Source organism: Pseudomonas sp. SJZ080, from assembly GCF_007828295.1.
Lineage (GTDB): Bacteria > Pseudomonadota > Gammaproteobacteria > Pseudomonadales > Pseudomonadaceae > Aquipseudomonas > Aquipseudomonas migulae_A.
In genome coordinates this window covers 94,485-120,023 of the sequence record NZ_VIUK01000012.1, presented here as the reverse complement: position 1 = coordinate 120,023, position 25,539 = coordinate 94,485, and the positions used below count along the sequence as shown (strand labels likewise).

Sequence of the window (25,539 nt, the reverse complement as noted above, 5' to 3'; positions counted from 1 at the left end):
CGATCATGACCCAAGTCAAACTGACCACCAACCATGGCGACATCGTCCTGGAACTGAACGCTGAAAAGGCACCGCTGACCGTTGCCAACTTCATCGAGTACGTTAAAGCCGGTCACTACGAAAACACCGTTTTCCACCGCGTCATCGGTAACTTCATGATCCAGGGCGGCGGTTTCGAGCCAGGCATGAAAGAAAAGAAAGACAAGCGCCCAAGCATCCAGAACGAAGCCGACAACGGCCTGCCGAACGAAAAATACACCGTCGCCATGGCCCGCACCATGGAGCCGCATTCGGCTTCCGCCCAGTTCTTCATCAACGTCGCTGACAACAGCTTCCTGAACCACAGCGCCAAGACCGTTCAGGGCTGGGGCTACGCAGTATTCGGTAAAGTCGTTGCCGGCACCGACGTTGTCGACAAGATCAAAGGTGTTTCCACCACCATGAAATCCGGCCACCAGGACGTGCCAGCAGAAGACGTGATCATCGAGAAAGCCGAGATCATCGAAGCGTGATACTGCTGATTTCAGACTTGCATCTGGAAGAGGAGCGCCCGGACATCACCCGGGCGTTTCTGGATTTGCTCGCCGGACGCGCCCGCTCGGCGAGTGCGTTGTACATCCTGGGCGACTTTTTCGAGGCGTGGATTGGCGACGATGCCATGACGCCCTTTCAGCGTTCCATCTGCCAGGCCCTGCGCGACCTCAGCGACAGCGGCACGGCCATTTTTCTGATGCACGGCAATCGCGACTTCATGCTGGGCCAGGCCTTTTGCAAACAGGCCGGCTGCACATTGCTGAAGGACCCGAGTGTCGTGCAGTTTTACGGCGAGCCGGTGCTGTTGATGCACGGCGACAGCCTCTGCACCCGCGACGAGGCTTACATGAAGCTGCGTCGCTACCTGCGCAACCCGATCACCCTGTTCATCCTGCGCCACCTGCCCCTTGGCACCCGGCAAAAACTCGCACGCAAGCTGCGCAGTGAAAGCCGTGCGCAAACGCGGATGAAAGCCAACGACATCGTCGATGTCACCCCGGAAGAAGTGCCGCGGATCATGCAGGCCAATGGCGTGAAGACGTTGATCCATGGACACACTCATCGCCCGGCGATTCACAAGTTGCAGATTGGCGAGCAAGCGGCCAAGCGCATTGTGTTGGGGGATTGGGATCGTCAGGGCTGGGCGCTGCAGGTGGATGAGCACGGCTTTGCGCTGGCGCCGTTCGATTTCGCCCCGCCGCCGCAACTTCCGGCCCTGTCGAACACAAAACCCTTGTAGGAGCCGGCTTGCTGGCGATAGCGGCTTATCATTCAACAACTTCATTGACTGAAAAACCGCTATCGCCAGCAAGCCGGCTCCTACAGAATTGTGTTGCGCTTAATGGCCGGAGGCCGCAGGCCCCGCCTTCGCTGCAAACGGCGGCTTCGCCAACCACACAATCACGATCAACCCCATGAACGCCCACCCCAGCAACGTGAAGTAATCCACGGTGGAGAGCATGTACGCCTGACTGGTCAGCACATGATCGAGCTGCGCATACGCCGGGTTGCTCGCACCGCCCAGGCTGTTCAACGCCTCGCGGGTCGCGGGTTCATAAGTGCTGATGCTTTCGCTCATGTAGGCATGATGCTGATCCGCCCGGCGAATCCAGATCCAGGTCGTCAACGACGCCGCAAAACTGCCGCCCAACGTCCGCAGGAATGTCGCCAGGCCCGCGCCGTCGGCGATCTGGCTTGGTGGCAGGTCCGACATCAGAATGCTCAAGGTCGGCATGAAGAAAAGCGCCACGCCAATGCCCATGAACAGTTGCACCAGAGCGATGTGCTGGAAGTCCACTTCGTTGGTGAACCCGGCACGCATGAAGCAGCTCAGGCCAATCGCCAGGAACGCCAGGCCCGCCAATAACCGCAGGTCGAACTTATGCGCGTACTTGCCGACAAATGGCGACATCAGTACCGGCAGAATCCCGATCGGCGCCACCGCCAGTCCGGCCCACGTTGCCGTGTAGCCCATCTGGGTTTGCAGCCATTGCGGCAGGATCAGGTTGATCCCGAAGAACCCGGCGTAACCCAACACCAGCACAATCGTGCCGATGCGAAAGTTGCGGTAAGCGAACAGCCGCAGATTGACCACCGGGTGTTTATCGGTCATTTCCCAGATCACGAACACCGCCAGCGCTATCACTGAAATGGCGGCGCCGATGAGGATGAAGCTCGATTCGAACCAATCCAGATCGTTACCCTTGTCGAGGATCACCTGCAACGCGCCGACGCCAATGATCAGCGTAATCAAACCGACGTAATCCATCGGTTGGTAACTGGTTTCCACCGGCCGTGCCTTGAGTTGCTGGCGCACCACCATCACCGCGAAAACGCCGATCGGCACGTTGATAAAGAAGATCCACGGCCAGCTATAACTGTCGGTAATCCAGCCGCCAAGAATCGGCCCGGCAATCGGCGCGACCACCGTAACCATTGCCAGCAATGCCAGGGCCATGCCGCGCCTGGCGGGCGGATAGACCGCGATCAGCAGCGTCTGGGTCATCGGGTACAACGGCCCGGCCACCAGGCCCTGCAGCACCCGAAAGCCGATCAGCTCCGGCATCGAGGTCGAGATACCGCACAGAAACGAAGCGAGCACGAACAGAATCGTCGCCCAGAGAAACAGCTTCACCTCACCGAAACGTCGGCTCAGCCAACCGGTCAGCGGCAACGCGATGGCATTGCTCACCGCAAACGAAGTGATCACCCAGGTGCCCTGCTCCGAACTCACGCCGAGGTTGCCGGAAATCGTCGGCAACGCCACGTTGGCGATGGTGGTGTCGAGCACTTGCATGAAGGTCGCCAGCGACAGGCCAATGGTGCTGAGCAGCAGGCTGGGCGGCGTGAAAGACGCGTTATTGCTCATCGCGAATCCTTTGAGACCTGATAGGCGCTGCGCCCGTTAAAGACACAGCTGGACCCTTGTGGGAGCGGGCTTGCTCCGGGCGGCGTTCCGACGAAGCGGTTTTCTATTCAACATCTCTATTGACTGAACCACCGCTTTCGTCGGAACGCCGCCCGGAGCAAGCCCGCTCCCACAGGGTCGGTGTCAGCGTTGGGCGGTTTTGCTGACCGCTGCGCTGTTGTCGTGGATCAATTGCGTGATCATCGCGTCGGCCTCGGCCAACTGACGGTCGTAGACGCTGGTGCTGAACGAAGCCTTTTGCGGCGGCTGTTGCGCCAGCACCGGGCCGCTCTGGTCGCGCAGGTTCACATCGACCTGAGTGGACAGACCAACGCGCAACGGGTGTTTGGCCAGTTGTTCGGCGTTGATGTGGATCCGCACCGGTACGCGCTGCACGATCTTGATCCAGTTACCGGTGGCGTTCTGCGCCGGCAGCAGGGCAAACGCGCTGCCGGTGCCGGCGCCGAGGCTGTCGATGGTGCCGCTGAACTTCACGTCGCTGCCGTAGAGGTCGGCCTGGATATCGACCGGCTGGCCGATACGCATGTCGCGCAGCTGGGTTTCCTTGAAGTTGGCGTCGATCCACAGCTGATCCAGCGGAATCACCGCCATCAGCGCGGTGCCCGGCTGAACCCGTTGACCCAGTTGCACAGAGCGCTTGGCGACGTAACCGGTCACCGGTGCAATCAAGGTGCTGCGGGAATTGTTCAGGTACGCCTGACGCAATTGCGCGGCGGCCGCCATCACGTCCGGGTGCGACGACACCACAGTGTCATCCACCAGGGCGCTGGTGGTTTTCAGTTGCTGCTTCGCATTGGCGAGGGCGTTTTGCGCCGAGGTCAGGTCATCGCGAGCGTGGGACAGTTCCTCCTGGGAAATCGCCCCGCCAGCGGCGAGATTTTTCCGGCGATTGAAGTTGTCCTGGGCCTTTTGCACTTCCGCCTGCTGGGCGTTGACCTGGGCTTTCATGCCGTCGACATTGCTGTACAAACCGCGCACCTGACGCACGGTGCGGGCCAGATTGGCCTGGGCACTTTGCAGGCCGACCTGTGCGTCGTTCGGGTCGAAGTTGATCAGCACCTGGCCTTCATGGACCAGGTCGCCATCGTCGGCGCCAATGCTGACCACGGTGCCGGTGACCAGCGGCGTGATTTCCACCACGTTACCGTTCACATAAGCGTCGTCGGTGCTCTCGTTCCAGCGCCCGTAGAATTCGTGATAACCCCAGACGCCGACACCGGCGAGGATCACCACGATAGCCAGAACGACCAGCATGACCTTGCGTTTGCGCGGGTTACCGGTGTCTTGCGCGTTGCCAGGGGTTTGGGTGTTTTCTGCAGTGGCCATGACCATTACCTTGAATTAGTTGTGCTGCGTGGCTGGGGATGCGTTGGCCGCGGTCAGGGTTTCGCCCTGAAAACCGCCGCCCAGCGCTTGCATCAGTTGGATCGACAGATCGATCTGCTCGGCATTCAGGTTGGCCAGCTGACGCTGGGCCTGGAGCAATTGCTGCTCGATGCTGAGCACGTCCAGGTAGTTGCCGATGCCGGAGCCGTAACGCTGGACCACGGTGTTGTAAGAATCCTGGGCAATGTCGGTGGCGTGCTGTTGAGCACCGATTTGCCGGCCGATATCGCGCAACTGGTTGATGGTGTCGCTGACATCACCCAGCGCTCTCACCAGGCTTTTGTTGTACTGCGCCACCGCGAGGTCGTAATCGGCGTCGCGGGAATCGAGGTCGGCGCGCAGTCGGCCGCCGTCGAAAATCGGCACCGAGATCGTCGGCGCGATGTTGAAGAAACGACTGGCGGAACCGAACATCGCGTCGCCCAGCAACGATTCGGCACCGGCCGCCGCGCTAAGGTTGAGGTTGGGATAGAAGCGGGTTTTGCTGGCGTCGATGTTCTTGCTCGCGGCCTCGACCCGCCAGCGTGCGGCAACCAGATCCGGGCGACGACCGAGCAACTCGGCGGGCAGGACCGACGGCAACGCGACAGCGCTGGCCTGAAGGATCTTCGGCCGGGCGATGTCGTTGCCACGATCCGGACCTTTGCCGAGCAACACCGCCAAGGCGATTTTCGCGCTTTGCAGGCGTTTCTCAGCGTCGATCAGGCTGGCTTCGGACGTGGCTTCGAGGCTTTCGGTTTGCTGGAACTGGTACTGACTGTCAATGCCGGAGCTCAGGCGACGCTGGCTCAGGTCGAGCATTTGTTTGGTGCGCTTGAGGTCTTCCTGGGCCAGGTCATGGACGATATGCGCCTGCCCCAGATCGCTATAAGCGCGGGCAACGTCGGCGGACAATGTCAGTTGCGCCGCTTGCTGATCGACTTCGGCAGCGCGGGCCTGGCCCAACGCAGCTTCCCAGGCGTCACGCTGACCGCCCCAAAGGTCGAAGTTGTAATTGAAACTGGCACCGATGTTGCGCACGGTGGAGTACGCATCGCCCTCGCCTCGCGGGTCTTGATCACGCGCCAGCCGCGAACGGCTGACGCCGGCGCTGGCATCGAGGGTCGGCATCCGCGCGGCGTCGGCGGCGTACGCAGCCGCACTGGCCTGATGGGCGCGGGCATCGGCGATCTGCATGTCGGGGCTGTCGTGCAGGGCTTCGCGAATCAGACCGTCGAGCTGTGGGTCGCCGAGGCTTTTCCACCAGTCGCTTTTCGGCCAGGCCGCGGGCGACAGGGTCACGCCACTGAGGGATTGCCCGGCCTTGAGGGTTTTCGCATCGAGGCTTTTGCCTTCGGTGGTCAGGCCGCTGTAGCTGGCGCAACCGGCCAGGGTCATGGCCGCCAGTACCAGGCTGAGGCCGGCACGCAAGGTTTTGCTGCTCATTTGTCACCTACCCGCAGCAGCGTGATCGAGTCACCCGCTGCCACCAACATTTTCTTCAGGATCCGCTCCAGGGTTTTCAACTCTTCCGGGGTGATCGCGCCGGCCAGTTCGTTCATGGCGTCGGCGCCGATTTCCGGCAGGCGATCGGTCAACTGCTGGCCTTGCTCAGTTAACACAAGCTGCACCTGACGGCGATCCGCCGCGGAACGCTGGCGGGCGAGAAAACCTTTCTGTTCCAGACGATCGAGCATGCGGGTCATCGAACCACTGTCGAGCGACAGGTGGCGGCACAGCTCGGCCGGGGTATCAACACCGAACTGAGCCATGATGATCAGCACTTTGAACTGCGCGGCGGTGATGCCGTGGGGTTCCATGTGCGTATCGATGATCCGGTCCTTGAGCAGCGCAGCGCGCCCGAGCAAGAGGCCGAGATGGCATGTGTGGAATTCGTCCGGAGTGAAATGTTTCATCTGACCACCAATTAGCTGCCTAGGCAGAGAATGTATGTCGAGATGTTACTGCCTAGGCAGCGAATGTCCAAGCATTAGTTAGCTAGCTTTTTATTTAATTGACAGAAGGTGATCTCCAGGCATGCGGTAATCCCTGCAGGAGCGGGTTTGCCCGCGATGGAGGCCAACGATGACGCGGGCTGCCTGGATGTGCGTGTTGTTCGGGCGCTTTTCGCGAGCAGGTTCGCTGTTCTGTGCAGAGGGCACCGCGCAAGGGATGCCGCGGCAGCCGCCCCGGCCATGGATGGCCGACGGCGGCGGGTTCACGGAGCAGGATCGGAGAGTGGAAACCCTGCCCAGACGAAGGGCCGGACGTCAGGGGCGAGGCCTGTTGGTTACCTTTGGGCCGCAAAGTGACCCGCCGTAAGCGAGGAAACCTTAGCGACCGTAACCGCAGGAATGGATATGTACACCAGCAAGAGCAGGGTCGGCTGCCTGGCCGCCATCGAGAAGGCTCACCCCCACGGGGTTCGCCTTTTCGGTGGGGGTCGGGTTACAACAACGGAATCGAATAACTCACGAACAATCGATTCTGGTCCTGATCACGTGCAACCTCGCTTCGGGATAAGCCGTTACGCCAGCCAAAGCCCACGTTCTTCAACGGACCACTTTGAATCACATAGTCCAGCGAGATATCGCGCTCCCACTCGCTCGCATCTTGTCCTCGGGCGGTTTTGATGTTGTCGCCTTTGAGGTACATGACCGACGCCTTCAACCCGGGAATACCCAATCCCGCAAAGTCGTAGGCGTATTGCGCGAAGGCCGTGCGCTCGCCGGCCTGGATGAAGGTCTGCACGGTTCGGTCGGTGTACAAGTAAAGACTGGCACCGCCCTCGCCTTTGCCGACCAGCCCACCCTGATTGAGTTGGGTGAAGTTACTGTCATCGGAAACACTTTGATAACCCGCCGTGATGGCATGGCCACCCAATGAATAGATGAACGCCGCACTCCAAGTGTCGTTATCGATTTCACCGGTTCCGCCCTTGGTGTAACCGCCAAGCTTGTAACCACTGGCGCGACCGGCAGCACTGCCGTTCTTGCCATCAGACGTGGTCTTGAAATAGCGCAAGTCTGTTTTCAGCGAGCCGTATTCACCCAGCGGCAAGACATGCAACAACCCGGCGAAGTGTTGCTGGTAATAATCTTCCAGGTTCGCATAGTAATACTGCGCAGTCAGGTCCTTGGTAAGTTTGTAATCACCACCGGCAAACATGAACTTGTTGCTTTCCTGGGTGCCCCCCGCGACTGCCAGGCCGGAACGGTCGCTGGAACCACGACCAGTGGCATGTTCCAGTTGGCCGGCAGTCAAGGTCAGGTTATCGAGTTCGTTGCTGGTGATCTGCCCTCCCTCGAAGGTTTGCGGCAGCAATCGACCGTCGTTCGCCACCAGAATCGGCAACTTCGGCTGCAAGGTGCCGTAGCGCAACTCGGTTTTGGAGAAGCGCGCCTTGGCCGTCGCACCGAGACGGCTCCATTGGTCAGCAGCCTCGGCGCCATCGCTGGGGATCATCGAACTGCCGACATGCCGCCCTTCGCCGCTGTCGAGGGTAATACCCAGCAAACCGATGGCATCCAGACCGAAGCCCACCGTTCCCTCGGTGAACCCCGACTGGTAGTTGAGCATGAATCCCTGACCCCACTCTTCGGTTTTCGACGGCGCGGCGGTCCCGTCACGGTTGTCGTTGTTGAAATAGAAATTACGCATATTCAAGCTGGCTTTGCTGTCATTAATGAAATCAGCAGACGCCAATGGGCTCAAGGCCATGCTCAAACCACCGGTCAAAACACTTAATACTTGAAACGGAACTTTCATCAGGGCGAACTCCAGCGCAGAAGCCATGTTCTGTGCGCAGTAAAAAAAAACAGCAGGAAGCAACCGACCAACTCAAGGATTGGCCAGTGCGGATAAGTCATCGTTGAACTAAACGTCGTGTAACTGCGTTAAGCGTCTGTCGTTAATATTTCCCCAGTTTTACAAAGACAGTCCCGGTGGTATCAGTCGATCAATCCATGAGCGTCATAAAACGGATAAGGCCCGGCGTATTCGCCGAACACGGCGGTGTGGGTTACCAGACCTTGTTGCGGATGCCAGCGATGCAACAGATACCCTGCCGGTTCCAGATTGAAATGGGCCGGCGCCGACTCCTGCAGGTCCAGCACGATCTGATGGGACGTGCCTGGACACACACAACTGAGCGTACCGCCGAAGCGGCGCTGCATCGGCCGATGCAAATGCCCGCAGAGCAAGCGCTCGATCTGCGGGTGTCGAGCGACGACCGCCTGCAGCGCGGCCACGTTGATAAAAGGCTCGCGGTCCATGTGGCCGATCCCGGTAATGAAGGGCGGATGGTGCAGAATCAACAGCGTCGGTGTATCGGGACGACGGGACAATTGCTCATCGAGCCACAGCAACTGGCTGTCCAGCACCTGACCGCCATGGCGACCCGGAATGGTCGAGTCCAGGCCGATCAGTCGCACCGGATGCTCCTCGACCACCCAATCGAGCGGCACATTGGCGTTGGTTGGCAGATAAGCATGATGGGGAAACGCGGCCAGTAAATGTTCGCGGTCATCATGATTGCCCGGCACCAGATAGAAAGGTATGTGCAACCGTGCCAGTTCCGCCCTGAGCACGGCGTACTCGTCCGGACGGCCAAAATCCACCAGATCGCCGCTGATCACCACGATGTCGGGGCGCGGCTGACTGGCATTCAAGTGTTCCACTGCACGACGCAACGCGCCCAGGCTATCGACTACACCGTAGGTCAGATTGTGATCGGCTTTAAGGTGCAGATCGCTGATCTGCGCAACAAGAAACGGACTGTTCAAAATAGAGGCTCTAAAAAAGACTTTACGAATGCAGGGTGAACAACACTTGGGGTTCGACGGACAGGGCAATCAGCGCGCCCGTGGCATGTACGACGTTCTCGGTGCTATCGACCAGCAACGGCTGCGCGCCCCCCACATCCACCAGCAAACGACTTTGCGCGCCCTGGAAAAACTGCCCGACCAGCCTTCCGCGCAGATGTCCACCGTCGTCCATCACCCGCAGATGCTCGGGTCGGCAATACACCGTCGTCGGCGCCTGGATGCCCTTCCACGGCAACTCCCCACCGCTGACCTTCAAGCCATGGGCCGTCGGTTCGATAACCGGGAACGCATTGAGGTTTCCGACAAAACTGGCGACAAAGGCATTGGCCGGCTGCTGGTAGATATCCCGCGGCGTGGCCAGTTGCGCGACGCGCCCGCGATCCATGACCAGGATTCGATCGCCCAGCGCCATGGCCTCGCCCTGGTCGTGGGTGACAAACACCGAAGTGATGCGCAGGCTGCGCAGCAGTTGGTCCAACTCGCTGCGCAGACGTTCACGCAACTGTGCATCCAGCGCCGCCAGCGGCTCGTCGAGCAGCAACACCCGCGGCCTGGGTGCAAGGGCGCGCGCCAATGCCACGCGTTGGCGCTGACCACCGGACAACTCATGAATGTGCCGTTGGCCGTGATCCTGCAATCCGACCAGTTCCAGCAACTCGGCGCAGCGCTTGTTGCGCTCGGCGGGCGACAGGCCGCGGATCTTCAGGCCGTAGATAATGTTGCCGGCCACATTCAGGTTCGGAAACAACGCATAGTTCTGGAACACCATGCCCACATCGCGACGCTCGATGGGCAGGCGGGTGACGTTGCTGTCGCCGAAGAACACTTGCCCGGTATCCGGGCGCTCAAAGCCGGCGATCATGCGCAGCGTGGTGGTTTTGCCACAACCGGACGGGCCGAGGATCACCAGGGTTTCCCCCGCCTCGATAGTCAGGTTCAGATTGTCTACTGCAACGGTGCCGTCAGTGAATGCCTTGCGGCAGCCCTGCAGGCGAATGGTGGTTCCACTCATCGACGCTCTCCACGAGAAAGACGGGCGCTGATGGCCTGCAACGCAATCAACAGCGGCACGATCATCAACAGAAATATCAGGGTGTAGGCGCTGGCCACTTCCAGCCGTGCCGAGGCGTAGCTGTCGGCCAGGCCCACCGGCAAGGTCTTGGTCATCGGCGTGTGGAGCATCCAGGTCAGGTTGAACTCACCCAGCGACAGGGTGACGACCATGAGCACACCCGCCAGTATCCCGGCTCGACAATTAGGAACCACGACACTGAAAAAGCGCTTGATCGGCCCCGCGCCGAGGCTGGCCGCCGCTTCCTCGAGCGTCGGCAATTGCTGGCGCTGCATCACCGCCATCACCGGGCGCACCAGAAACGGCAAGGTGAACAGCACGTGGCCCACGAGGATAAACAGCCAGCTGCGGCGCAATTCGCCGAACTGCCCATAGGTCAACAGCAAGGCCAAGGCGCTGGCCAGGCCCGGCATGGCCACCGGCAGGACCATCAGTTCCTCGAAGGCGCGACTGAATCGATTGTTCATCCGCACCAGAGCATACGCCGCAGGTACGCCTATCACGCAGACGCACACGGCGCAGGACACGGCCAATTGCAGCGACAACCAGACCGTCGGCGAGTAGGCCTGCCAGACCTGGACCAACCAGTCGAACGTCAGGCCGCCGGACACGCCCACGAAGTAATTACGCGTCAGCCCGGCCAGCAACGACAGCAACACCGGCACCAACATGAAGGCACAGACCAGCAGGGTAAAAACCAGCTGAGCGAAAAACAGTGTTGAGCGCTTCACAGAACCGTCCCCGATTGTCCGGCCAGCCGTCTCGCCAGCAACAACACCGCCCACGTGACGGCGCCAAGGATGACAGACAGCGCCGCAGCCACGGTGAAATTGGCGTAGTTGGTGAACACGTTATAGATCGCCACAGGCGTAACATTCAGCCGCGTGCCCAGGGTGAACGCGGTGCCGAACGCGCCCATCGACGTCGCGAAACAGATCGCGCCGCATGACACCAGCGCTGGCGCCAGCCCCGGTACGATCACATCGCACACCACCCGCCAATGCCCGGCCCCCAGCGAGCGTGCGGCTTCTTCCAGGCTGCGATCGAGGCTTTCGCAGGCCGCCATCACGGTCAGAATCACCCGCGGGATCGAGAAGTACAGATAGCCCAGAAACAACCCCATCAGCGAATAGGCGAAAACCCAGCGCTCACCAGCCAGCTCCATGCCCAGGGCGGCGAACAGGCCTTGCCGACCCGCCAGCAGAATCACCAGGAAGCCGACCACCACGCCGGGAAAGGCCAGCGGAAACGTCAGCAACGCGACCAGCGCCGAGCGGCCGAAAAACTGCTGCCGCGCCAGAAATACCCCGCTGATCCCCCCGACCAGCAACGCCGCGCCTGTAACCACCGCTGCCAGCACACAGGTCTGCGCCAGGCTGCCGAGGTATTGCGCGCTGTTCAGCACCTGCCAATAGCCGCTGTCGCCGCCGTCACGGTGCTGCCCGCCAAGCACCATCAACTGCGCCAGCGGCAGCAGCCAGAACGCGAGCAGCACCGCCGCGGCCGGGGCCAGCGCCCAGGCCGCAGTCGGTCGCAGGCGATGCAAAATATCGCGACGTGACGAAACACTCAGCGCATTGAACCGCACAGTGGTCACTTACTTGACCTCGTTCAGGTAACGAGCAGCGAAGGCTTCCTGCACCGCGGCCATTTTTTCGTAATCGACCACGCCCGCGCGGGCATAGTCGCTGTCAGGCAGGAACTGTGCGGCGACGTCAGCCGGCATCTTCATCTGGCGAACCGGACGCAGGTACGCCTTGGCCCACAATGCCTGGCCCTCATCAGAGAGGACGAAATCCAGAACCTTCTCGGCGTTGGCGCGATGCGGCGCATTGCCCACCAGACTCATCACGTAAGGCACGCTGACGCTGCCTTCCTGAGGGATCACGAAAGCGACGTTGGCCTTGTCCTTGTAGCGCGCCCGGTAAGCGTTGAAGTCATAGTCGACCAGGATCGGCAGCTCGCCGGACAGCACCCGTGCGTACGCGGTCTGCTTCGGCACGATGGGGGCGTTTTTCGCCAGTTTGCGGAAGTAATCGATGGCCGGCGCGAAGTTATCCAGATCCCCGCCCATGGCCCGGTTGATTGCCACCGCCGAGACGTAGCCGACGAAGGCGCTGGATGGATCGAGGTAACCGACCATGCCTTTGTACTCGGGCTTGAGCAGGTCGGCCCAGCTCTGTGGAACCGGCAAGCCGCCCAGCGCGTCGACATTGACCATGATCCCGAGAGTGCCGGAATGAATCGCGAACCAGTGCCCCTGCGGGTCCTTCAACCCGGTCGGGATCTGATCCCAGCCTTTGGGCTTGTAAGTCCCGACGACCCCGGCCTTCTGTGCCTGCAAACCGAACGTCACGCCGTAATACACCACGTCAGCCACCGGCGCCGCCTGCTCGGCCACCAACTGCGCCAGGGCCTGGCCGGAGTTCTTGTTGTCAAGTGGCACTTGCACGCCGGTGCTGTCGGCAATCGCCTTGAGCTGGGTGCCCCAGTCCGCCCATTCCGGTGGGCAGTTGTAGCAAATCGCGGTTTCAGCAGCCTGGGCCAGACTGGCTGCCGCGCACAGGCCTAACGCCGCCAGGGTTTTAGTGAAGCGGATCATCGAGCGACTCCTCGTAGGGTTGAGTACTTTCACCCGGCCGGACATGGCAGGGCAGACAATGGGAAACCGGATCGGCACCGGCAATTTGCGCCAGCAACTGCTCTATCACGGTGCTTGCCAGGGTGGCGATCGGCTGTACCACCGTGCACAGCGTGGGATGCATTTGCGTGCCCAGAGCGATGCCATCAAAACCGATCACTGACAGTTGCCCCGGCACGCTCCAGCCGTGCCGACGCAGTTCGGCGATCAGGCTGATCGCCAACAGATCGTTGGAGCAGACCAGCGCACTGGGCGCCTGCGGTCCGGACAAATAGGGTTCCAGCGCTGCGAAATCGGCCTGGGTATGGGCAGGCATTTCAATCACCGGCAGGCTGTCCTGGCCGTGCGCTGCCATCGCCTCGCAATAACCGGCGTAACGCAACCGTGCGCGGTCCGACTGCAACGCCGGACCGGCGACCATGCCGATCCGTCGATGCCCCGCGTCCAGCAGGTAACGCGTGGCCAGGGCCATCCCGGCACGGTTATCCACCGATACGGCGCTGTAATCCGGATTGCCCGGCTGGTGATAGGCCAGCACGAAAGGCGTGTCTTCGCTGGCGAGGCTTTGCAGCACGCGATTGCTCTCGGCATCCGTGACCGTCAACACCAGCCCGTCGACCCGCTGGCGCAATAATTCTTCGACCACGACGCTTTCGCGCTCGCTGTCGTAGTCGGTGGTCGCCAGCAACAAGTTGTAGCCACGCAAGCGCGCCGCCTGCTCCATGGCCTGGAACTGTTCGGCGAACACCGGGTTAAGCAGATTGGGTACCACCACACCGATCAGGTTGGTGGTTTGCAGGCGCAGTTGGCGGCCGAGACGATTGGGACGGAAACCCAATTCGCGAGCAGCGGCAAACACCTGTTCGCGGGTCGCCGGGCGCACCACTTCAGGGGAGGCAAAGGTCCGCGCGGCGGTGGCCCGCGAGACACCGGCCAGTCGTGCAACTTCTTTTAAATCGGTCATTGTCACTCGCTTGAGATCGATCTCATTGGCGAGGACATTACTCAGCGAACATGGCGTTCACGCGATAAAATAGTGACATTTTGATGTCAGGCGAACCACGACGCTACATTGGACGCCGCGGTCTGATTGACGAAACGGGGTCTAGAAATCCCGCTTGTAGAAGATATCCAGCGAACTGGCCACGCCACCCGCCGCTTCGAGGTAAACCTTCTTGCTCAGCTTGTAGCGCAAGGCAATGGTGTTGGCCGGCTCGAACACGCCTACGCCATAACGCAGGCTGAGCTTCTCGGAGATATTGCCGCTGGCGACCACGCTGGTCGTGTTGCCGCTGCCTTCGGTATCGAGCTGGAAATCCTGAATCCCCAGATTGCTGGCCAGTTTGCCGGTCAACCCGGAACTGCCCATCAAACCCAGACCGAGCGCGGCCTGCGCCAGCATGTTGTTGTCTTCACCGGTGGTGCTCAGCGGACGCCCCAGCACCAGATAGGACAAGGCCTGTTCCTGACTCATCGCCGGTTCGGAGAAAATCTGCGTGGTCGGCTGCTCGGCGCTGCCGCTCAGGCGAATACCGGCGATGACGTCGTCGGTCTGGCGAATCGCCTCGATGTCCAGATACGGCTGATCGATCGGGCCGGCAAACAGCAAGCGCGCCCGGCGCACCGTCAACCGCTGGCCGTAGGCGCGATAACGCCCGTCGTTGAGCCAGAGCTCGCCGCGGGTGTCCATGTTGTCGCCGATGTGCACATGCCCTTGCAGGTTGGCGGTAAGGCCAAATCCGGCAAAGCTCAGTTTGTCCTCGCCGACCGCCACATCGATGTCCATTTTCATCGCCAGCGGCGGTTTGCCCTCTTCGGTTTGCTGACCGATGATCACTGTGTCATCGGACACTTTGACCGTCGATGGCGGCAACTCGCGCACAGTGATTTCACCCCGCGGCACCAGCACTTTGCCGGCGATGGCCAGCTCGTCGCCCTTCATCGAGATCTTCAGGTCCGGCGCCACTTCAAGCTTGGCGTACGGCTCGACCGTGACCGGCAATTGCGTGCCCTTGAGCGCCAGATCCACCACCAGTGCCTGACCCCAGCCGATATTGCCGTTCAGGCTGCCCTGCCCGCTCTTGCCGCTTTTCCAGCCACCGTTCAATTGCACGGTTTCGCCGGCGATCACCGCTTGAAGCTGCAAGGCTTCAATATCCATCGGCAGCTCGGGCCCGGAGATTTCACCCTCGCTGAGCAGCAGGTTGCCGTTTACCAGAGGCGCCATCAGCGTGCCCGCGATCGTGCCGCTGCCATTCAGGCGCCCGCTCAGTTTCTCGACCATCGGCACAAACGGTCGCGCCACGGACAAGTCGAGGCCATTGAGACGGAACGCGCCGGTCAGCGGTTTGTTCTTTGCCAGCGGATTGATCTGCGCCTGCACACTCAACTCGCCGAGCTTGCCGCCGACGAAACTGAGGTCGGTGTCGATGCGCTTGGGCGTGAGTTTGCTGGTGAGTTTCAGGGTCTGGTACGGAAAGTCCAGCCACTGATCCTTGTCCTTGATGCGCAAGGTGCCACCGCTGGCATCGAGGCTGATCTGGCCGTTCGGGCCGCTGGCCGGCAGGTCCAGTTGCAGGTCGGCGTTGAGCCGGCCCTTCCAGGCGAAATCCTTTGGCAACCACTGCGCCAGGCTGTCGATCGGGAATTGCTTGAGGTGGTAACGCAGCTTCGGCTCCGGCATCAGGCGCTGGTCTTCACCGCACAGACTGGCCGGCCCGGACGTCCAGCAATGGGCGCCGAAGTTGATTTTGCCGTCCGCCAGCCGTTCGAGTTTCGCCGGCCCCTGCAGCTTCCAGTCCTGACCGCCGGCCTGGATACCGCCATTGGCCAGGCGACCACGCCAGTTGCCTTTGTCCAGATTACCGTCGAAGCCAAGGGCCAGTTTCAGCTGCGGACCTTGCAGATCGAGCGTCAGCTTCTGGTTTTTGATATCCCCGCTGCCGCTGGCGGTCAGCGTCCCCAGTGACGTATCGCCGGCCTGAATGCCGCTGCCCTTGAGGTCGATTTTCGCCCGTTGCGCGCTGTCGAGGGTGGCGTCGAGGTTCAGGCTTTGCAGGCGATTGTCTTCGAAGGCCAATTGCGTGCCCTGCAACCCGAGCTTGCCTTGCGGCGCCTTGAGCGTGCCGGCGACATCGACGCGGCCGTTGAGTTGACCACGCAGTTGCGGCCAGAGCTGGGCCAGGCGCGACAGCTTGACGTCGATCTGGCCGGTGAGTTTCTGTTGCAGGCTGCCCTTGCCGGTGATGCTGTTATCGCCCAGGCGGATTTGCAGCGCGCTGAGGCTCCATAGCTCACCGGCGCCATCGGCCTTGGCTTGCAGAATGGCCGGCTGGCCACGCAACTTGCCCTTCAGGTCGAGGTCTGCGTTCAGGCTGAGTTTTTCATTCTTCATTTCGCCTTTGCTGCGCAACGGTCCGGCCAGGGTGCCCGGCAATTCCGCGACCCAATACGCCGGATTGATCGCGGAGAGGTCGAGCGCGGTGTCCCAGGCAATGCCATCGGCAAATTGCAGGTTCAGGTGCCCATCGGCCTTGCCCTGCCCGGCTTCGAGCTGGATTTGTTGCAGGTAGATTTTCGTCAGGTCACCGGCGAACGGGCTGCTCAGGTTGAACGCCCCGGCCGGGCCATCCAGCGCAGCCTTGAAGTTGCCGAGGTATTTGCCGTCGGTGTAAGAGACTTCGCCGTTGAAGCTGCGCAACGCCACTTCAGGTTCGTCGATCAGCGGATAAAGCCGATGCCAGGGGAAATCCAGCCAGTCGATTTTCGCCGTGGCGTTCAGGCCTTTGCTCCAGTCCAGTACGCCGGTGAGCTTGAGGCTTTGCTTGTCGTTGGCGGTCAGGTCCAGCGCGGCGATCTGCGCGCCGTTGGCGTCGACCTTGCCTTGCAGCGACAACGCGACCGGGCCTTGCTCGGCGGGCAACGTGGCGTTGCCGCGCAACTGGTAGCCGTTTTTCAGGTCGCCGTCGCCGGTGAGCTCAACCTGATTGAGTTGCAGCGTATCCGGCAGATCGGCGCTCGGTTTGAAGCCATCAGCGGTGATCCGCACCTTGGCTGGCAGGTTGTCCACCAGCGGCTGAAACTCGCCGGTCAGTTGGCCGTTCAGGTAACCGCTGCTGTCGGCTTTCAGGTGCAGGGTTTTCAGCAGGTCGCCGTCAATCTTCAGGGCTAGCGCCCAAGGCTCGGGGGCCGGCAGGGTCAGTTTGCCCTCGGCCTCGAGCGGCCAGTTGCCGCCGGGTTGCAGCACACCGGACAGGTTCAGGCTCAGGGCGTCGCGTTGCAGTTGCACGGCGTCGATCTGCAACCCTTGTTCGGTCCAGTGCGCCGCCAGTTGCAAGCCTTTGAGTTCTTCGCTGCCGTTGTACAGCAGACTGCCGATCTGCACGTCGCCCAGCTCGATCGCCAATGGCAACTTCAGGTCCGGCAGACTGATCGGGCCGCTGCTGTCTTCTTCGGTGCCCGGCGGAAATTGCAGGCTGACCTGATCGGCTTTCAACTGCTCGATACACAATGTCATGCGCGTCAGGCACAACGGCGACCAGGCGAAAATCACTTTATCCAGCTCAACCCGGCTGGTGTCGTGCTGCCAAACCACATGGTCGGCGCTCCACTGCCCGCCCAGACGTCCCTGGAAATTTTCGACGTTCAGCCCCGGCACAAACCCGAGCGCCCAGCGGCTGCCGGTCGCCGTGCCCAGCACCGTGGTCACGGTCAGCAGCACCAGCATCAGCAGCGCCAGAGTCGCCAGCAGCGTTACTTTCAAACCACGCTTCACAGCTCAGGCCCCATGGAAAAGTGCAGTCGAATGCCGCCGTCGTCGTCCATCGCGTGGGCCAGGTCGAGGCGAATCGGCCCCACCGGTGATACCCAGCGCACGCCGATACCGACGCCAGTCTTGAGGTCGGGCAGTTCGAGTTTGTTGAAGGAGTTGCCCTGGTCAATGAAGGTCGCGACCCGCCATTTTTCGGCGATGGAATATTGATACTCGACGCTGCCGGCAATCATGTAGCGGCCACCGATGCGGTCACCGTCGGAGTTTTCCGGGGACAGGCTCTGATAGTCGTAACCGCGCACGCTCTGATCGCCACCGGCAAAGAAGCGCAGCGACGGCGGCACCGATTTGTAGCCGTTGGTGGCGCTGCCGCCCACCTGCACCCGACCGAGGAAGCGGTGTTTATCGAACACCGTGGTCAAGCCTTTTACCAACGCCGTGCCGTACAGCAGGTTGGTATCGGAACCCAACCCTTCCTTGGCGACTTTGGTTTCGAATTGCAGGCGATAGCCGTTGTGCGGATCGATGCGGTTGTCGCTTTTAAGGTACGAATAGCTGACGCCGGGCATCAGTAGAGTGCTGAGCCCCGAGTCGTCGCCGAGTCGGTATTCCTCACGCTGCCATTTCAGTGACACCACCCGCTGCCAGCCGCTGGGCAACTTGCTGTGCCACTCGGGACCGAGGGTCAGCAACTTGCTCAGGCTGTCCTTGTCGGCAATTTCTTCACTTTGATAGCCGCCGGCGAAGCGCAGCTTGTCGGTCAACGGCGGGTCGAGCGGAATGTCGTAGAACAGCCCGACGTTCTGCCGTGGCGCCGAGACTTCGGTTTCCCAGCCATAGCTGTGGCCTTGGGGGTTGACCCAGTGCCGGGTCCAGTTGGCCTTGACCCGAGGGCCGACGTCGGTGGAAAAACCCAGACCGAGACCCATCGTCCGTGGCTTTCGGGTTTCGAGTTTGACGTCCACCGGGATCACGTCGTTCTTGGACGCCGTTGGCGCAGCATCAACGCGCACGCCTTCGAAATAACCGCTCGATTGCAGATTCTGATTCAGCTCGGCAATCAGTTCGGAGTCATAAGGCGCACCCGCCTTGAACGGCACCATGCGTTGCAGCAGCTCTTCGTCGAACGGCGTATCGCCTTCGAAACTGACTTTGCCAAGGGCATAACGCGGGCCGCTTTCATAGATCAGTTCGATGTCCGCAACACCCGCTCGCGGATCGACCGAGAGCTTCTGTCGAGTGAAGTAGCCACTGAAAAAGCCGAAACGCGAAGCCTGGTTCTGGATCAGCCGCTTGGCGTCTTCGTAGCGCCCATGATTGAGCACCGCGCCGGTTTTCAGCGCGTCGCTTTTCGGTACACGAAAGGATTTGAGGGAAGCGGCCGGGCCGTCTATGCGAATAGTGACGTTGCGCAAATGCACCGGCTCGCCGGGATCGATGTTCATGACCAGGCGTGGCGTCTTGCCGCCCTTCACGTCCGTGTCGATCTGCGGCTGGTAATAACCCAGGGCCTGGGCGGCCTTGCGCGCCTGTTCTTCGGCGCCACGACTGAAGCGCAACAAGGCTTCTTCATCACGATCGCCGAGGCTGCCGATATAGCCTTCTATATTGGCTTTCAGTTCGTCGTTGGACGGTTTGATCCGCACATCCAATTCACTTTGCGCCAGCGCCGCGCAGCTGGTAATCAGCATCAGCACGCCGCTGGTAATTCTTCCTGGAAACTTCATAGGCGCGGATGCTATCACGAGCTTGGGAGCGTGATAGAGCCTCGCGTCCCGCAAAAGTTCTGCCGTTTAAGCCGAGGCGGTTTGCAACACCTGCGGATTGGCGTGGAAAAACACGTGCTCGCGGATCGGTCCTACGGCGACCTCACCGATTTCTTCATAGCCCTGACGCTTGTAGAACTCCAGATAACGCGGATTCCCGGTATCCAGCACCACCCCTTCCGAGTGCTCATCGACCGCACACCAGTTATGCACCGCTTGCAACAACTGCTCGCCGAAGTGCTTGCCCTGGAATTGCGGATGAATCCCCAGCAACGGCAGCAAGTGCACCGAGTCGGACGGCACGCACGCCATCACCGCATCGTGGTACTCAAGGTAGCGGCGCGTGCAGCGAAACCCGGTGCTGAGCACCATCCGCAGGCGCCAGGCCCAGCTTTCGGTAATGCCCAGGCGTCGTTGCGGCGGCGCGATCAGGGCGATGCCGATCAAGCGGTCGTTGACCAGCAGGCCGATGGCCGGCAAATCCTGCACAAAGTGTTGCTTGACCAGTTCGCGCACGGTGGCGCGGACCCGCTGTTCATAGCCGGGGCGCTCGGCTTCGAAGAGGTAGCCGAAGGTCGGTTCGTGCCGGTAAGCCTGGTACAACAGGGAACGGGCTTCGCGGGAATAGCCGCTGTCGAGCATGTGGATATCGGCGATGGCGGTCGAGGTTTCGGGCATAACGGTAGATCTCCCCGGGGCGCAGGTCAGATGACTGCACTCTTATTGGTACGAGCCTATAAGCGTCGGCACAGTTCCTTGCTGATCCGAAATCAGTATCGGGGCCTAAGCCGTCTTCGCGAGCAAGTCGGATCGCCGCACCGCCGCTCCCACAAGTTATAGACCAGTCACAAAAACTTCGGTGTGACATCAATCAATGTGGGAGCGGCGGTGCGGCGATCCGACTTGCTCGCGAAGAGGCCGGCACTGCCAGTAGAGATCTGACAGAACACAGTAATTCGCCCCACCCCACCCTAGCCCCAATCCCACAGGTCAGCTAGCATCGCCCTTTTGCCAGGACTGCCGACCATGAAGATCGTCTCCTTCAACATCAACGGGCTGCGCGCTCGCCCCCATCAGCTGGCGGCGCTGATCGAAAAGCATCAACCCGACGTCATCGGCCTGCAGGAAACCAAGGTGCATGACGACCAGTTCCCGCTGGCAGAGGTTCAGGCGCTGGGCTATCACGTGTATTTCCACGGGCAAAAGGGTCACTACGGTGTTGCCCTGCTCTCTCGCCAGGAACCGCTGGCGCTGCACAAAGGTTTCGCCACCGATGAAGAAGACGCTCAGCGCCGCTTCATCTGGGGCTCCTTCGCCGACGCCAATGGCGTGCCGGTGACCATCATGAACGGCTATTTCCCACAGGGCGAAAGCCGCGACCATCCGACCAAATTCCCGGCCAAGGAACGTTTCTACAACGATCTGCAGCACTTGCTGGAAAGCCAGTTCAACAACGAACAGCCGCTGGTGGTGATGGGCGACGTGAACATTTCCCCGGAAGACTGCGACATCGGCATCGGCCCGGACAACATGAAACGCTGGCTGAAAACCGGAAAATGCAGCTTCCTCCCGGAAGAACGCGAGTGGATGGCCCGCCTGAAGAACTGGGGCCTGGTGGACAGCTTCCGTCACCTGAACCCGGATGTGTCCGACCGTTTCAGCTGGTTCGACTACCGCAGCCGCGGTTTTGAAGATGAACCCAAGCGCGGGCTGCGAATCGACGTGATCATGGCGTCCCACGGCTTGTTGCCACGGGTGAAGGATGCCGGCGTGGATTACGAACTGCGCGGGATGGAAAAACCTTCGGACCATGCGCCGATCTGGCTTGAGTTGAGCTAACAAGCAAAAGATCGCAGCCTGCGGCAGCTCCTACGGGGAAATGCATTCCAAAGTTGGAGCTGCCGCAGGCTGCGATCTTTTTATCTGTCATCTTTCGGAAACCTAACTGACTTAATCTCCCGGCACTTTCTTTGGCTTTACAAGGTGCCGGCATGACGCTGCGCGTTTTATTCCTGTTAATGCTGTGCGCCGGGCTGCCAGTCACCGTATCGGCCAGTGACTTGCCGACGCCCAAACAGGGGCCGGTGCTGCGCATCCAGGGTTCCAACACCATAGGCGCGGCATTGGGTCCGGCGCTGGTCGAGGGTTTGATGCGCGAGCAAGGCTTGCTCAAGGTCCACAGCGAAGCGCCGGACACCGCCAACGAATTGCGCGTAGTCGGCGAAACCGCACAGGGGCGCAGGGTCGAGGTGGAAGTCGCGGCCCACGGCTCCAGCACCGGCTTCAACGCGCTGAAAAATGCCACTGCGGACCTTGCCGCCTCTTCGCGCCCGATCAAAGACAGCGAACTGCTGGCCCTGCAATCCCTCGGCGATCTGAAGAGTCCCGGCGCCGAGCAGGTCATCGCCATCGACGGCCTGGCAATCATCCTTCATCCGCAAAACCCGCTGAATCAACTCGACACCGAGCAACTGGCGCGCATCTTCAGCGGCGAAGCCCGCACCTGGGAAGAACTCGGCGGCAGCGGCGGAGCCATTCACCTGTACGCGCGGGATGACCAATCGGGCACTTACGACACGTTTAAGGAAGTGGTCCTCAGCCGTCGTGGGAAAACGCTGAACAGCGCAGCGAAACGTTTCGAATCCAGCGAGCAATTGTCCGACGCCGTCAGCCTCGACCCGCAAGGCATCGGTTTCATCGGCCTGCCCTACGTGCGCCAGGCCAAAGCCGTGGCCATTGTCGATGGCCAGTCCCAAGCGATGTTGCCGCTCAACAGCCTGATCGCCACCGAAGACTATCCGCTGTCGCGCCGACTGTTCTTTTACCTGCCGCCCAATGGCAAAAATCCCTGGGCGGATGCTTTGGTGGCGTTCGCCCAAAGCAGCAAAGGCCAAGCCATCGTCGCGGCCAACGGGTTTATTGCCCAGACCGTCCAGGCCATGGCCGTCACACCGAATGCGCTGATGCCCGAGGGCTATCAGGCACTCAGCCGCCACGCCCAGCGCTTGACCGTGAATTTCCGTTTCGAAGAAGGCAGCGCGACACTGGATAACAAGGCCCGGCAGGACCTGACGCGGGTGCTCGATTACATCCGGCAGAACGAGAAGACCAACCGGCAGGTGACGCTGGTGGGGTTTGGCGATGCCAAAAGCGATCCGGCGCGGGCCGACCTGCTGTCGAAACTGCGGGCCATGGCGGTGCGGCGGGAGCTGGTGAAAAGCGGCGTGGTGTTTCGCGAGATTCGCGGCTTTGGCGCCGAGATGCCGGTGGCGGCCAACAGCGCGGATGAAGGGCGGATCAAGAATCGGCGGGTTGAGGTTTGGGTGTATTGACATCACGACACTTGGAATGTGTAACAACCCTGTGGCGAGCGAGCTTGCTCGCGCTTGAGTGCGCAGCACTCACAAAAATCTGCAATTCATGAAAGATTTTGGGGCCGCTTCGCGACCCAGCGGGAGCAAGCTCCCTCGCCACAGGGTATTGCAAAATCAGCCGAGCAATTTCTCAAGCTGCGCCGTGGTATCCACCGCGCCCAGCGTTTTAGCGGCATCCAGCGCAGACACGCCATTGGCATCCTTGGCTTTCGGATCGGCGCCTTTGCTGATCAGGTAATCGACGATCTCAACGCGGTTGAACATCGCCGCCATCATCAACGCCGTACGGCCATCGAACGACGAGCCTTCCACTTGCGCGCCACCTTCGACCAGCGCCTTGACCACGGCCAGGTCACCCTTGAACGCCGCGCCGGCAATCGGGCTCTGGCCGTTGTCGTTGCGGATCTCCGGGTCGGCCTTGTGCTCGAGCAGCACTTTCACGGTATCCACATGGCCGTGGTAAGCGGCCAGCATCAACAAGGTGTCACCCTTGTGGTTGCGCAGGTTCGGCGGCAGGCCTTTGGTCAGCAGCGCAGCCATCATGGCCGCATCGCCCTCGCGCGCCTTGTTGAAGACCTGTTCGGCAAACTCGGCGGCTTCTTCGGGGGTCATCTGGCGGCTTTGATCGGACATTGGAGACTCCACTCACAGTTATTCGCAAAGCCGACAGTTTCCCGAGCGGCCCCGACACTGTCACTTCTTTTTTCTCAAGGCAGGCCATAGCCACATTCAATAGCGGTACTTGCCACCGTGAATGTCCGCCAGCAATTGTTCAGTGACCTGCACGTAAGTCTCGGTTCCCGGCAACCAGGCGTAGATCGGATCATCTCCGGTTTTGCCAGGGTCGAAGGCTTCGTCCTTGAGCCGGGTCTTCTGGTATTTGAAGGTGCCGGTGGTCTCCATTTTCACTTTCACCCGCAAAAACAACGGCACCGCATACGCCGGCATGTGCTCGCGGGCGAAGGCCAGCAGTTCACTGAAATCCAGGGTCGCCAGGGATTCGGCAGGCGTGATCGCCGCCATTCCGGCGCGCCCATTGGTATTGCGCACTTCCACGCCATAGGCCACGGCTTCGGAAATGTTCGGGTGCTGCAGCAGGATGTTCTCGACCTCGGTGGTCGAGACGTTTTCACCCTTCCAGCGGTAGGTGTCACCGAGGCGATCGACGAATTGCGCGTGGCCAAACCCGATGTTGCGCAGCAGGTCGCCGGTGTTGAAGTAACGGTCGCCCTTTTCGAACACGTCGTGGAGCACGACTTTTTCGGTCTTCTGTGGATCGGTGTAGCCGTCCAGCGGCGCCTTGTCGTCGATCTTCGCCAGCAACAACCCCTGCTCGCCCTTGGCCACCTTGCGCATGAAACCCGTGGCGTCCCGCGTCGGCGCACCGCTGTCGTGGTCGTAGGCCGCCAGCTCCCAGGACATCAGGGAAAAACCGACGGTGTTGTCGAAGTTGAGGATGTTGGTAAAACCGATATTGCCGTCGCTGGCGGCGTACAACTCGCAGATGTGGTCCACGCCAAAGCGCGTCTTGAATTCGCGCCATGCGCCGGGACGCAGGCCATTGCCGATCATTTTCGTCACGCCGTGCTGGTTGTCGTCGACGCTCGGTGGCTGATCGACGAGGTAACGGCACAATTCGCCGACGTAACCGAGGGTGGTCGCGCGGTAGTTGCGCACATCGCTCCAGAACTGACTGGCGCTGAACTTGCGGCGAATGGCAAACCCCGACGCGCCGCTGATGGCCGAGCCCCAGCACACGCACAGCCCGGTGGCGTGATAAAGCGGCAAGGTGCAATAGACGATGTCCTCGGGGCGCATGTCCAGCGCGATCAAGCCGAAGCTCGCGGAGCTGCGCATCCAGCGACCATGCTTGAACACGCCGGCCTTGGGCAACCCCGTGGTGCCCGAGGTGTAGATGTAAAAACACGGGTCGTCGAGAAAAACCTGCTGGCTGCTGGCGGGGTTGTCGCTGGGGCTGTCCACCGTTGCCGACATCAGGTTGATGAAGCCGTCGGGCGCAATGCCCGGCTGGTTGTAAGTGTCTCGGTCGGCAACAAACCAGGTGCGCGCCGCGGCGATTGAAACCCGCTCGCGCACCGCCGAAAACGCCGGCACCAGCTCCTCACCGACGACGATCGCCGCCGGTGCCACCAGATTCAGGCTATGGGCCAGGGTATCGCGAGTCTGCGAGGTGTTGAGCAAGGCGCTGATTGCGCCGACCTTGGCCACCGCCAGGATCGTCACCAGCAATTCCGGGCGGTTCTCGATGAAGACTGCCACCACGTCGCCCTTGTGGATGCCTTGGGCAATCAAGTGATGGGCAATGCGGTTGGCCCACTGATTGACCTGCGAATAGCTGAGCTTCACGGCGCCCTGCAGCAATGCCGGCCCCTCGGGATTGCGCAGCGTTGCCTGCTCGAAGCTCCAGCCCAGGCCACACGGTTGGGTCGGATCCTTGACGTTGGCGGCCTTCATGCCCTTCACCACCCGCGGGATGGCCTTGGCTATCGTAGGCAGCTTGCGGAGCATCATACCCCAGGTGATCGTGTCGTTCGTCGTGCGGCTCATGGTGATTCCCGTGCGATTTTTTATTGTCGGGCGACGGTGATTGAGCCCGAAAATACGTCAACGGTTCTTGAGCTGTACACGCGGTTTTTGAAATGTTTTGTATCCGCACCGACAGCGTGATCGCCGCCGCCTGAATTGGTTCCATGCAATCGACGCGAACCTCGCAAAATGCAGGATGCACGATGGCCATTCAT

The 25,539-nt window shown here is 61.0% G+C and carries 20 protein-coding genes; 4 read left to right on the top strand and 16 right to left on the bottom strand.

The genetic code is table 11. From position 1 onward, the window contains the following. The first annotated feature begins 5 nt into the window (after positions 1 to 5). Together FBY04_RS17320 and lpxH are read left to right on the top strand one after the other, a co-directional pair. Positions 6 to 512, top strand: a complete 507-nt coding sequence (locus FBY04_RS17320) for a peptidylprolyl isomerase (RefSeq protein ID WP_084321352.1) — start codon at positions 6 to 8, stop codon at positions 510 to 512. Further along, a complete protein-coding gene (gene lpxH / locus FBY04_RS17315) occupies positions 509 to 1,273 on the top strand; it encodes a UDP-2,3-diacylglucosamine diphosphatase (protein ID WP_084321354.1) in 765 nt (254 codons plus the stop codon). Before FBY04_RS17320 ends, lpxH begins: the two co-directional genes overlap by 4 nt. Before the next feature lie 99 nt (positions 1,274 to 1,372). Here lpxH and FBY04_RS17310 read toward each other — a convergent pair whose 3' ends face one another. From FBY04_RS17310 to FBY04_RS17240, 14 genes are all read right to left on the bottom strand, one after another. Beyond that, positions 1,373 to 2,902, bottom strand: coding sequence for a DHA2 family efflux MFS transporter permease subunit (locus FBY04_RS17310; protein ID WP_084321356.1), 1,530 nt, complete (start codon positions 2,900 to 2,902; stop codon positions 1,373 to 1,375). A gap of 183 nt (positions 2,903 to 3,085) precedes the next feature. Next, positions 3,086 to 4,288, bottom strand: coding sequence for an efflux RND transporter periplasmic adaptor subunit (locus FBY04_RS17305; protein ID WP_084321358.1), 1,203 nt, complete (start codon positions 4,286 to 4,288; stop codon positions 3,086 to 3,088). Positions 4,289 to 4,303: 15 nt separating this feature from the next. Continuing rightward, entirely contained in the window at positions 4,304 to 5,773 is a 1,470-nt protein-coding gene (locus FBY04_RS17300; protein WP_145315885.1) for an efflux transporter outer membrane subunit, read from the bottom strand. Next, positions 5,770 to 6,243: a MarR family winged helix-turn-helix transcriptional regulator gene (locus FBY04_RS17295; protein WP_084321362.1), complete on the bottom strand. Its 474-nt coding sequence runs from the start codon at positions 6,241 to 6,243 to the stop codon at positions 5,770 to 5,772. The genes FBY04_RS17300 and FBY04_RS17295 overlap by 4 nt, the downstream gene beginning before the upstream one ends. 532 nt (positions 6,244 to 6,775) lie before the next feature. Continuing rightward, entirely contained in the window at positions 6,776 to 8,095 is a 1,320-nt protein-coding gene (locus FBY04_RS17285) for an OprD family porin (protein ID WP_084321389.1), read from the bottom strand. 182 nt (positions 8,096 to 8,277) lie between these two features. Then, the gene (locus tag FBY04_RS17280) at positions 8,278 to 9,111 is read right to left on the bottom strand and encodes a phosphodiesterase (protein WP_084321366.1); all 834 of its coding nucleotides are present in this window, start codon (positions 9,109 to 9,111) and stop codon (positions 8,278 to 8,280) included. Between the two features lie 22 nt (positions 9,112 to 9,133). Further along, positions 9,134 to 10,165: an ABC transporter ATP-binding protein gene (locus tag FBY04_RS17275; protein WP_145315883.1), complete on the bottom strand. Its 1,032-nt coding sequence runs from the start codon at positions 10,163 to 10,165 to the stop codon at positions 9,134 to 9,136. After that, complete coding sequence (locus FBY04_RS17270; RefSeq protein WP_145315881.1) at positions 10,162 to 10,956, bottom strand: ABC transporter permease; 795 nt, start codon at positions 10,954 to 10,956, stop codon at positions 10,162 to 10,164. The genes FBY04_RS17275 and FBY04_RS17270 overlap by 4 nt, the downstream gene beginning before the upstream one ends. Next, positions 10,953 to 11,813 carry an iron ABC transporter permease gene (locus FBY04_RS17265; protein WP_256667026.1) on the bottom strand — a complete coding sequence of 287 codons (861 nt, stop codon included), beginning with the start codon at positions 11,811 to 11,813 and terminating at the stop codon, positions 10,953 to 10,955. Before FBY04_RS17265 ends, FBY04_RS17270 begins: the two co-directional genes overlap by 4 nt. Positions 11,814 to 11,822: 9 nt before the next feature. Beyond that, a complete protein-coding gene (locus FBY04_RS17260) occupies positions 11,823 to 12,827 on the bottom strand; it encodes an ABC transporter substrate-binding protein (RefSeq protein WP_084321370.1) in 1,005 nt (334 codons plus the stop codon). Next, positions 12,811 to 13,830: a substrate-binding domain-containing protein gene (locus tag FBY04_RS17255; protein WP_084321372.1), complete on the bottom strand. Its 1,020-nt coding sequence runs from the start codon at positions 13,828 to 13,830 to the stop codon at positions 12,811 to 12,813. Before FBY04_RS17255 ends, FBY04_RS17260 begins: the two co-directional genes overlap by 17 nt. Positions 13,831 to 13,971: 141 nt before the next feature. Then, positions 13,972 to 17,640 carry a translocation/assembly module TamB domain-containing protein gene (locus FBY04_RS17250; RefSeq protein WP_145315877.1) on the bottom strand — a complete coding sequence of 1,223 codons (3,669 nt, stop codon included), beginning with the start codon at positions 17,638 to 17,640 and terminating at the stop codon, positions 13,972 to 13,974. Beyond that, on the bottom strand, positions 17,637 to 19,364 hold the full coding sequence (locus tag FBY04_RS17245; protein ID WP_145315875.1) for an autotransporter assembly complex family protein: 1,728 nt from the start codon (positions 19,362 to 19,364) through the stop codon (positions 17,637 to 17,639). The genes FBY04_RS17250 and FBY04_RS17245 overlap by 4 nt, the downstream gene beginning before the upstream one ends. A 66-nt stretch (positions 19,365 to 19,430) precedes the next feature. After that, complete coding sequence (locus FBY04_RS17240; protein ID WP_084321378.1) at positions 19,431 to 20,081, bottom strand: N-acetyltransferase; 651 nt, start codon at positions 20,079 to 20,081, stop codon at positions 19,431 to 19,433. 348 nt (positions 20,082 to 20,429) lie between these two features. On the opposite strand from FBY04_RS17240, the gene xthA reads away from it, so the two are divergent. Continuing rightward, entirely contained in the window at positions 20,430 to 21,242 is an 813-nt protein-coding gene (gene xthA, locus FBY04_RS17235; RefSeq protein WP_084321380.1) for an exodeoxyribonuclease III, read from the top strand. Between the two features lie 152 nt (positions 21,243 to 21,394). Then, a complete protein-coding gene (locus FBY04_RS17230; RefSeq protein WP_145315873.1) occupies positions 21,395 to 22,735 on the top strand; it encodes a substrate-binding domain-containing protein in 1,341 nt (446 codons plus the stop codon). Between the two features lie 156 nt (positions 22,736 to 22,891). Here FBY04_RS17230 and FBY04_RS17225 read toward each other — a convergent pair whose 3' ends face one another. Both FBY04_RS17225 and FBY04_RS17220 read right to left on the bottom strand, forming a co-directional pair. Beyond that, entirely contained in the window at positions 22,892 to 23,410 is a 519-nt protein-coding gene (locus FBY04_RS17225; RefSeq protein WP_084321384.1) for an ankyrin repeat domain-containing protein, read from the bottom strand. Positions 23,411 to 23,506: 96 nt separating this feature from the next. Then, entirely contained in the window at positions 23,507 to 25,345 is a 1,839-nt protein-coding gene (locus FBY04_RS17220) for a long-chain-acyl-CoA synthetase (protein WP_145315871.1), read from the bottom strand. Between the last annotated feature and the right edge of the window lie 194 nt (positions 25,346 to 25,539).

Bases quoted from the DNA above. Each gene is read 5' to 3' on its own strand.
- FBY04_RS17260 (WP_084321370.1), bottom strand. From the start codon at position 12,827: ATGATCCGCTTCACTAAAACCCTGGCGGCGTTAGGCCTGTGCGCGGCA.
- FBY04_RS17240 (WP_084321378.1), bottom strand. From the start codon at position 20,081: ATGCCCGAAACCTCGACCGCCATCGCCGATATCCACATGCTCGACAGC.
- FBY04_RS17245 (WP_145315875.1), bottom strand. From the start codon at position 19,364: ATGAAGTTTCCAGGAAGAATTACCAGCGGCGTGCTGATGCTGATTACC.
- FBY04_RS17295 (WP_084321362.1), bottom strand. From the start codon at position 6,243: ATGAAACATTTCACTCCGGACGAATTCCACACATGCCATCTCGGCCTC.
- FBY04_RS17230 (WP_145315873.1), top strand. From the start codon at position 21,395: ATGACGCTGCGCGTTTTATTCCTGTTAATGCTGTGCGCCGGGCTGCCA.
- FBY04_RS17275 (WP_145315883.1), bottom strand. From the start codon at position 10,165: ATGAGTGGAACCACCATTCGCCTGCAGGGCTGCCGCAAGGCATTCACT.
- FBY04_RS17320 (WP_084321352.1), top strand. From the start codon at position 6: ATGACCCAAGTCAAACTGACCACCAACCATGGCGACATCGTCCTGGAA.
- FBY04_RS17220 (WP_145315871.1), bottom strand. From the start codon at position 25,345: ATGAGCCGCACGACGAACGACACGATCACCTGGGGTATGATGCTCCGC.
- FBY04_RS17285 (WP_084321389.1), bottom strand. From the start codon at position 8,095: ATGAAAGTTCCGTTTCAAGTATTAAGTGTTTTGACCGGTGGTTTGAGC.
- FBY04_RS17300 (WP_145315885.1), bottom strand. From the start codon at position 5,773: ATGAGCAGCAAAACCTTGCGTGCCGGCCTCAGCCTGGTACTGGCGGCC.
- FBY04_RS17305 (WP_084321358.1), bottom strand. From the start codon at position 4,288: ATGGCCACTGCAGAAAACACCCAAACCCCTGGCAACGCGCAAGACACC.
- xthA (WP_084321380.1), top strand. From the start codon at position 20,430: ATGAAGATCGTCTCCTTCAACATCAACGGGCTGCGCGCTCGCCCCCAT.
- FBY04_RS17225 (WP_084321384.1), bottom strand. From the start codon at position 23,410: ATGTCCGATCAAAGCCGCCAGATGACCCCCGAAGAAGCCGCCGAGTTT.
- FBY04_RS17255 (WP_084321372.1), bottom strand. From the start codon at position 13,830: ATGACCGATTTAAAAGAAGTTGCACGACTGGCCGGTGTCTCGCGGGCC.
- FBY04_RS17310 (WP_084321356.1), bottom strand. From the start codon at position 2,902: ATGAGCAATAACGCGTCTTTCACGCCGCCCAGCCTGCTGCTCAGCACC.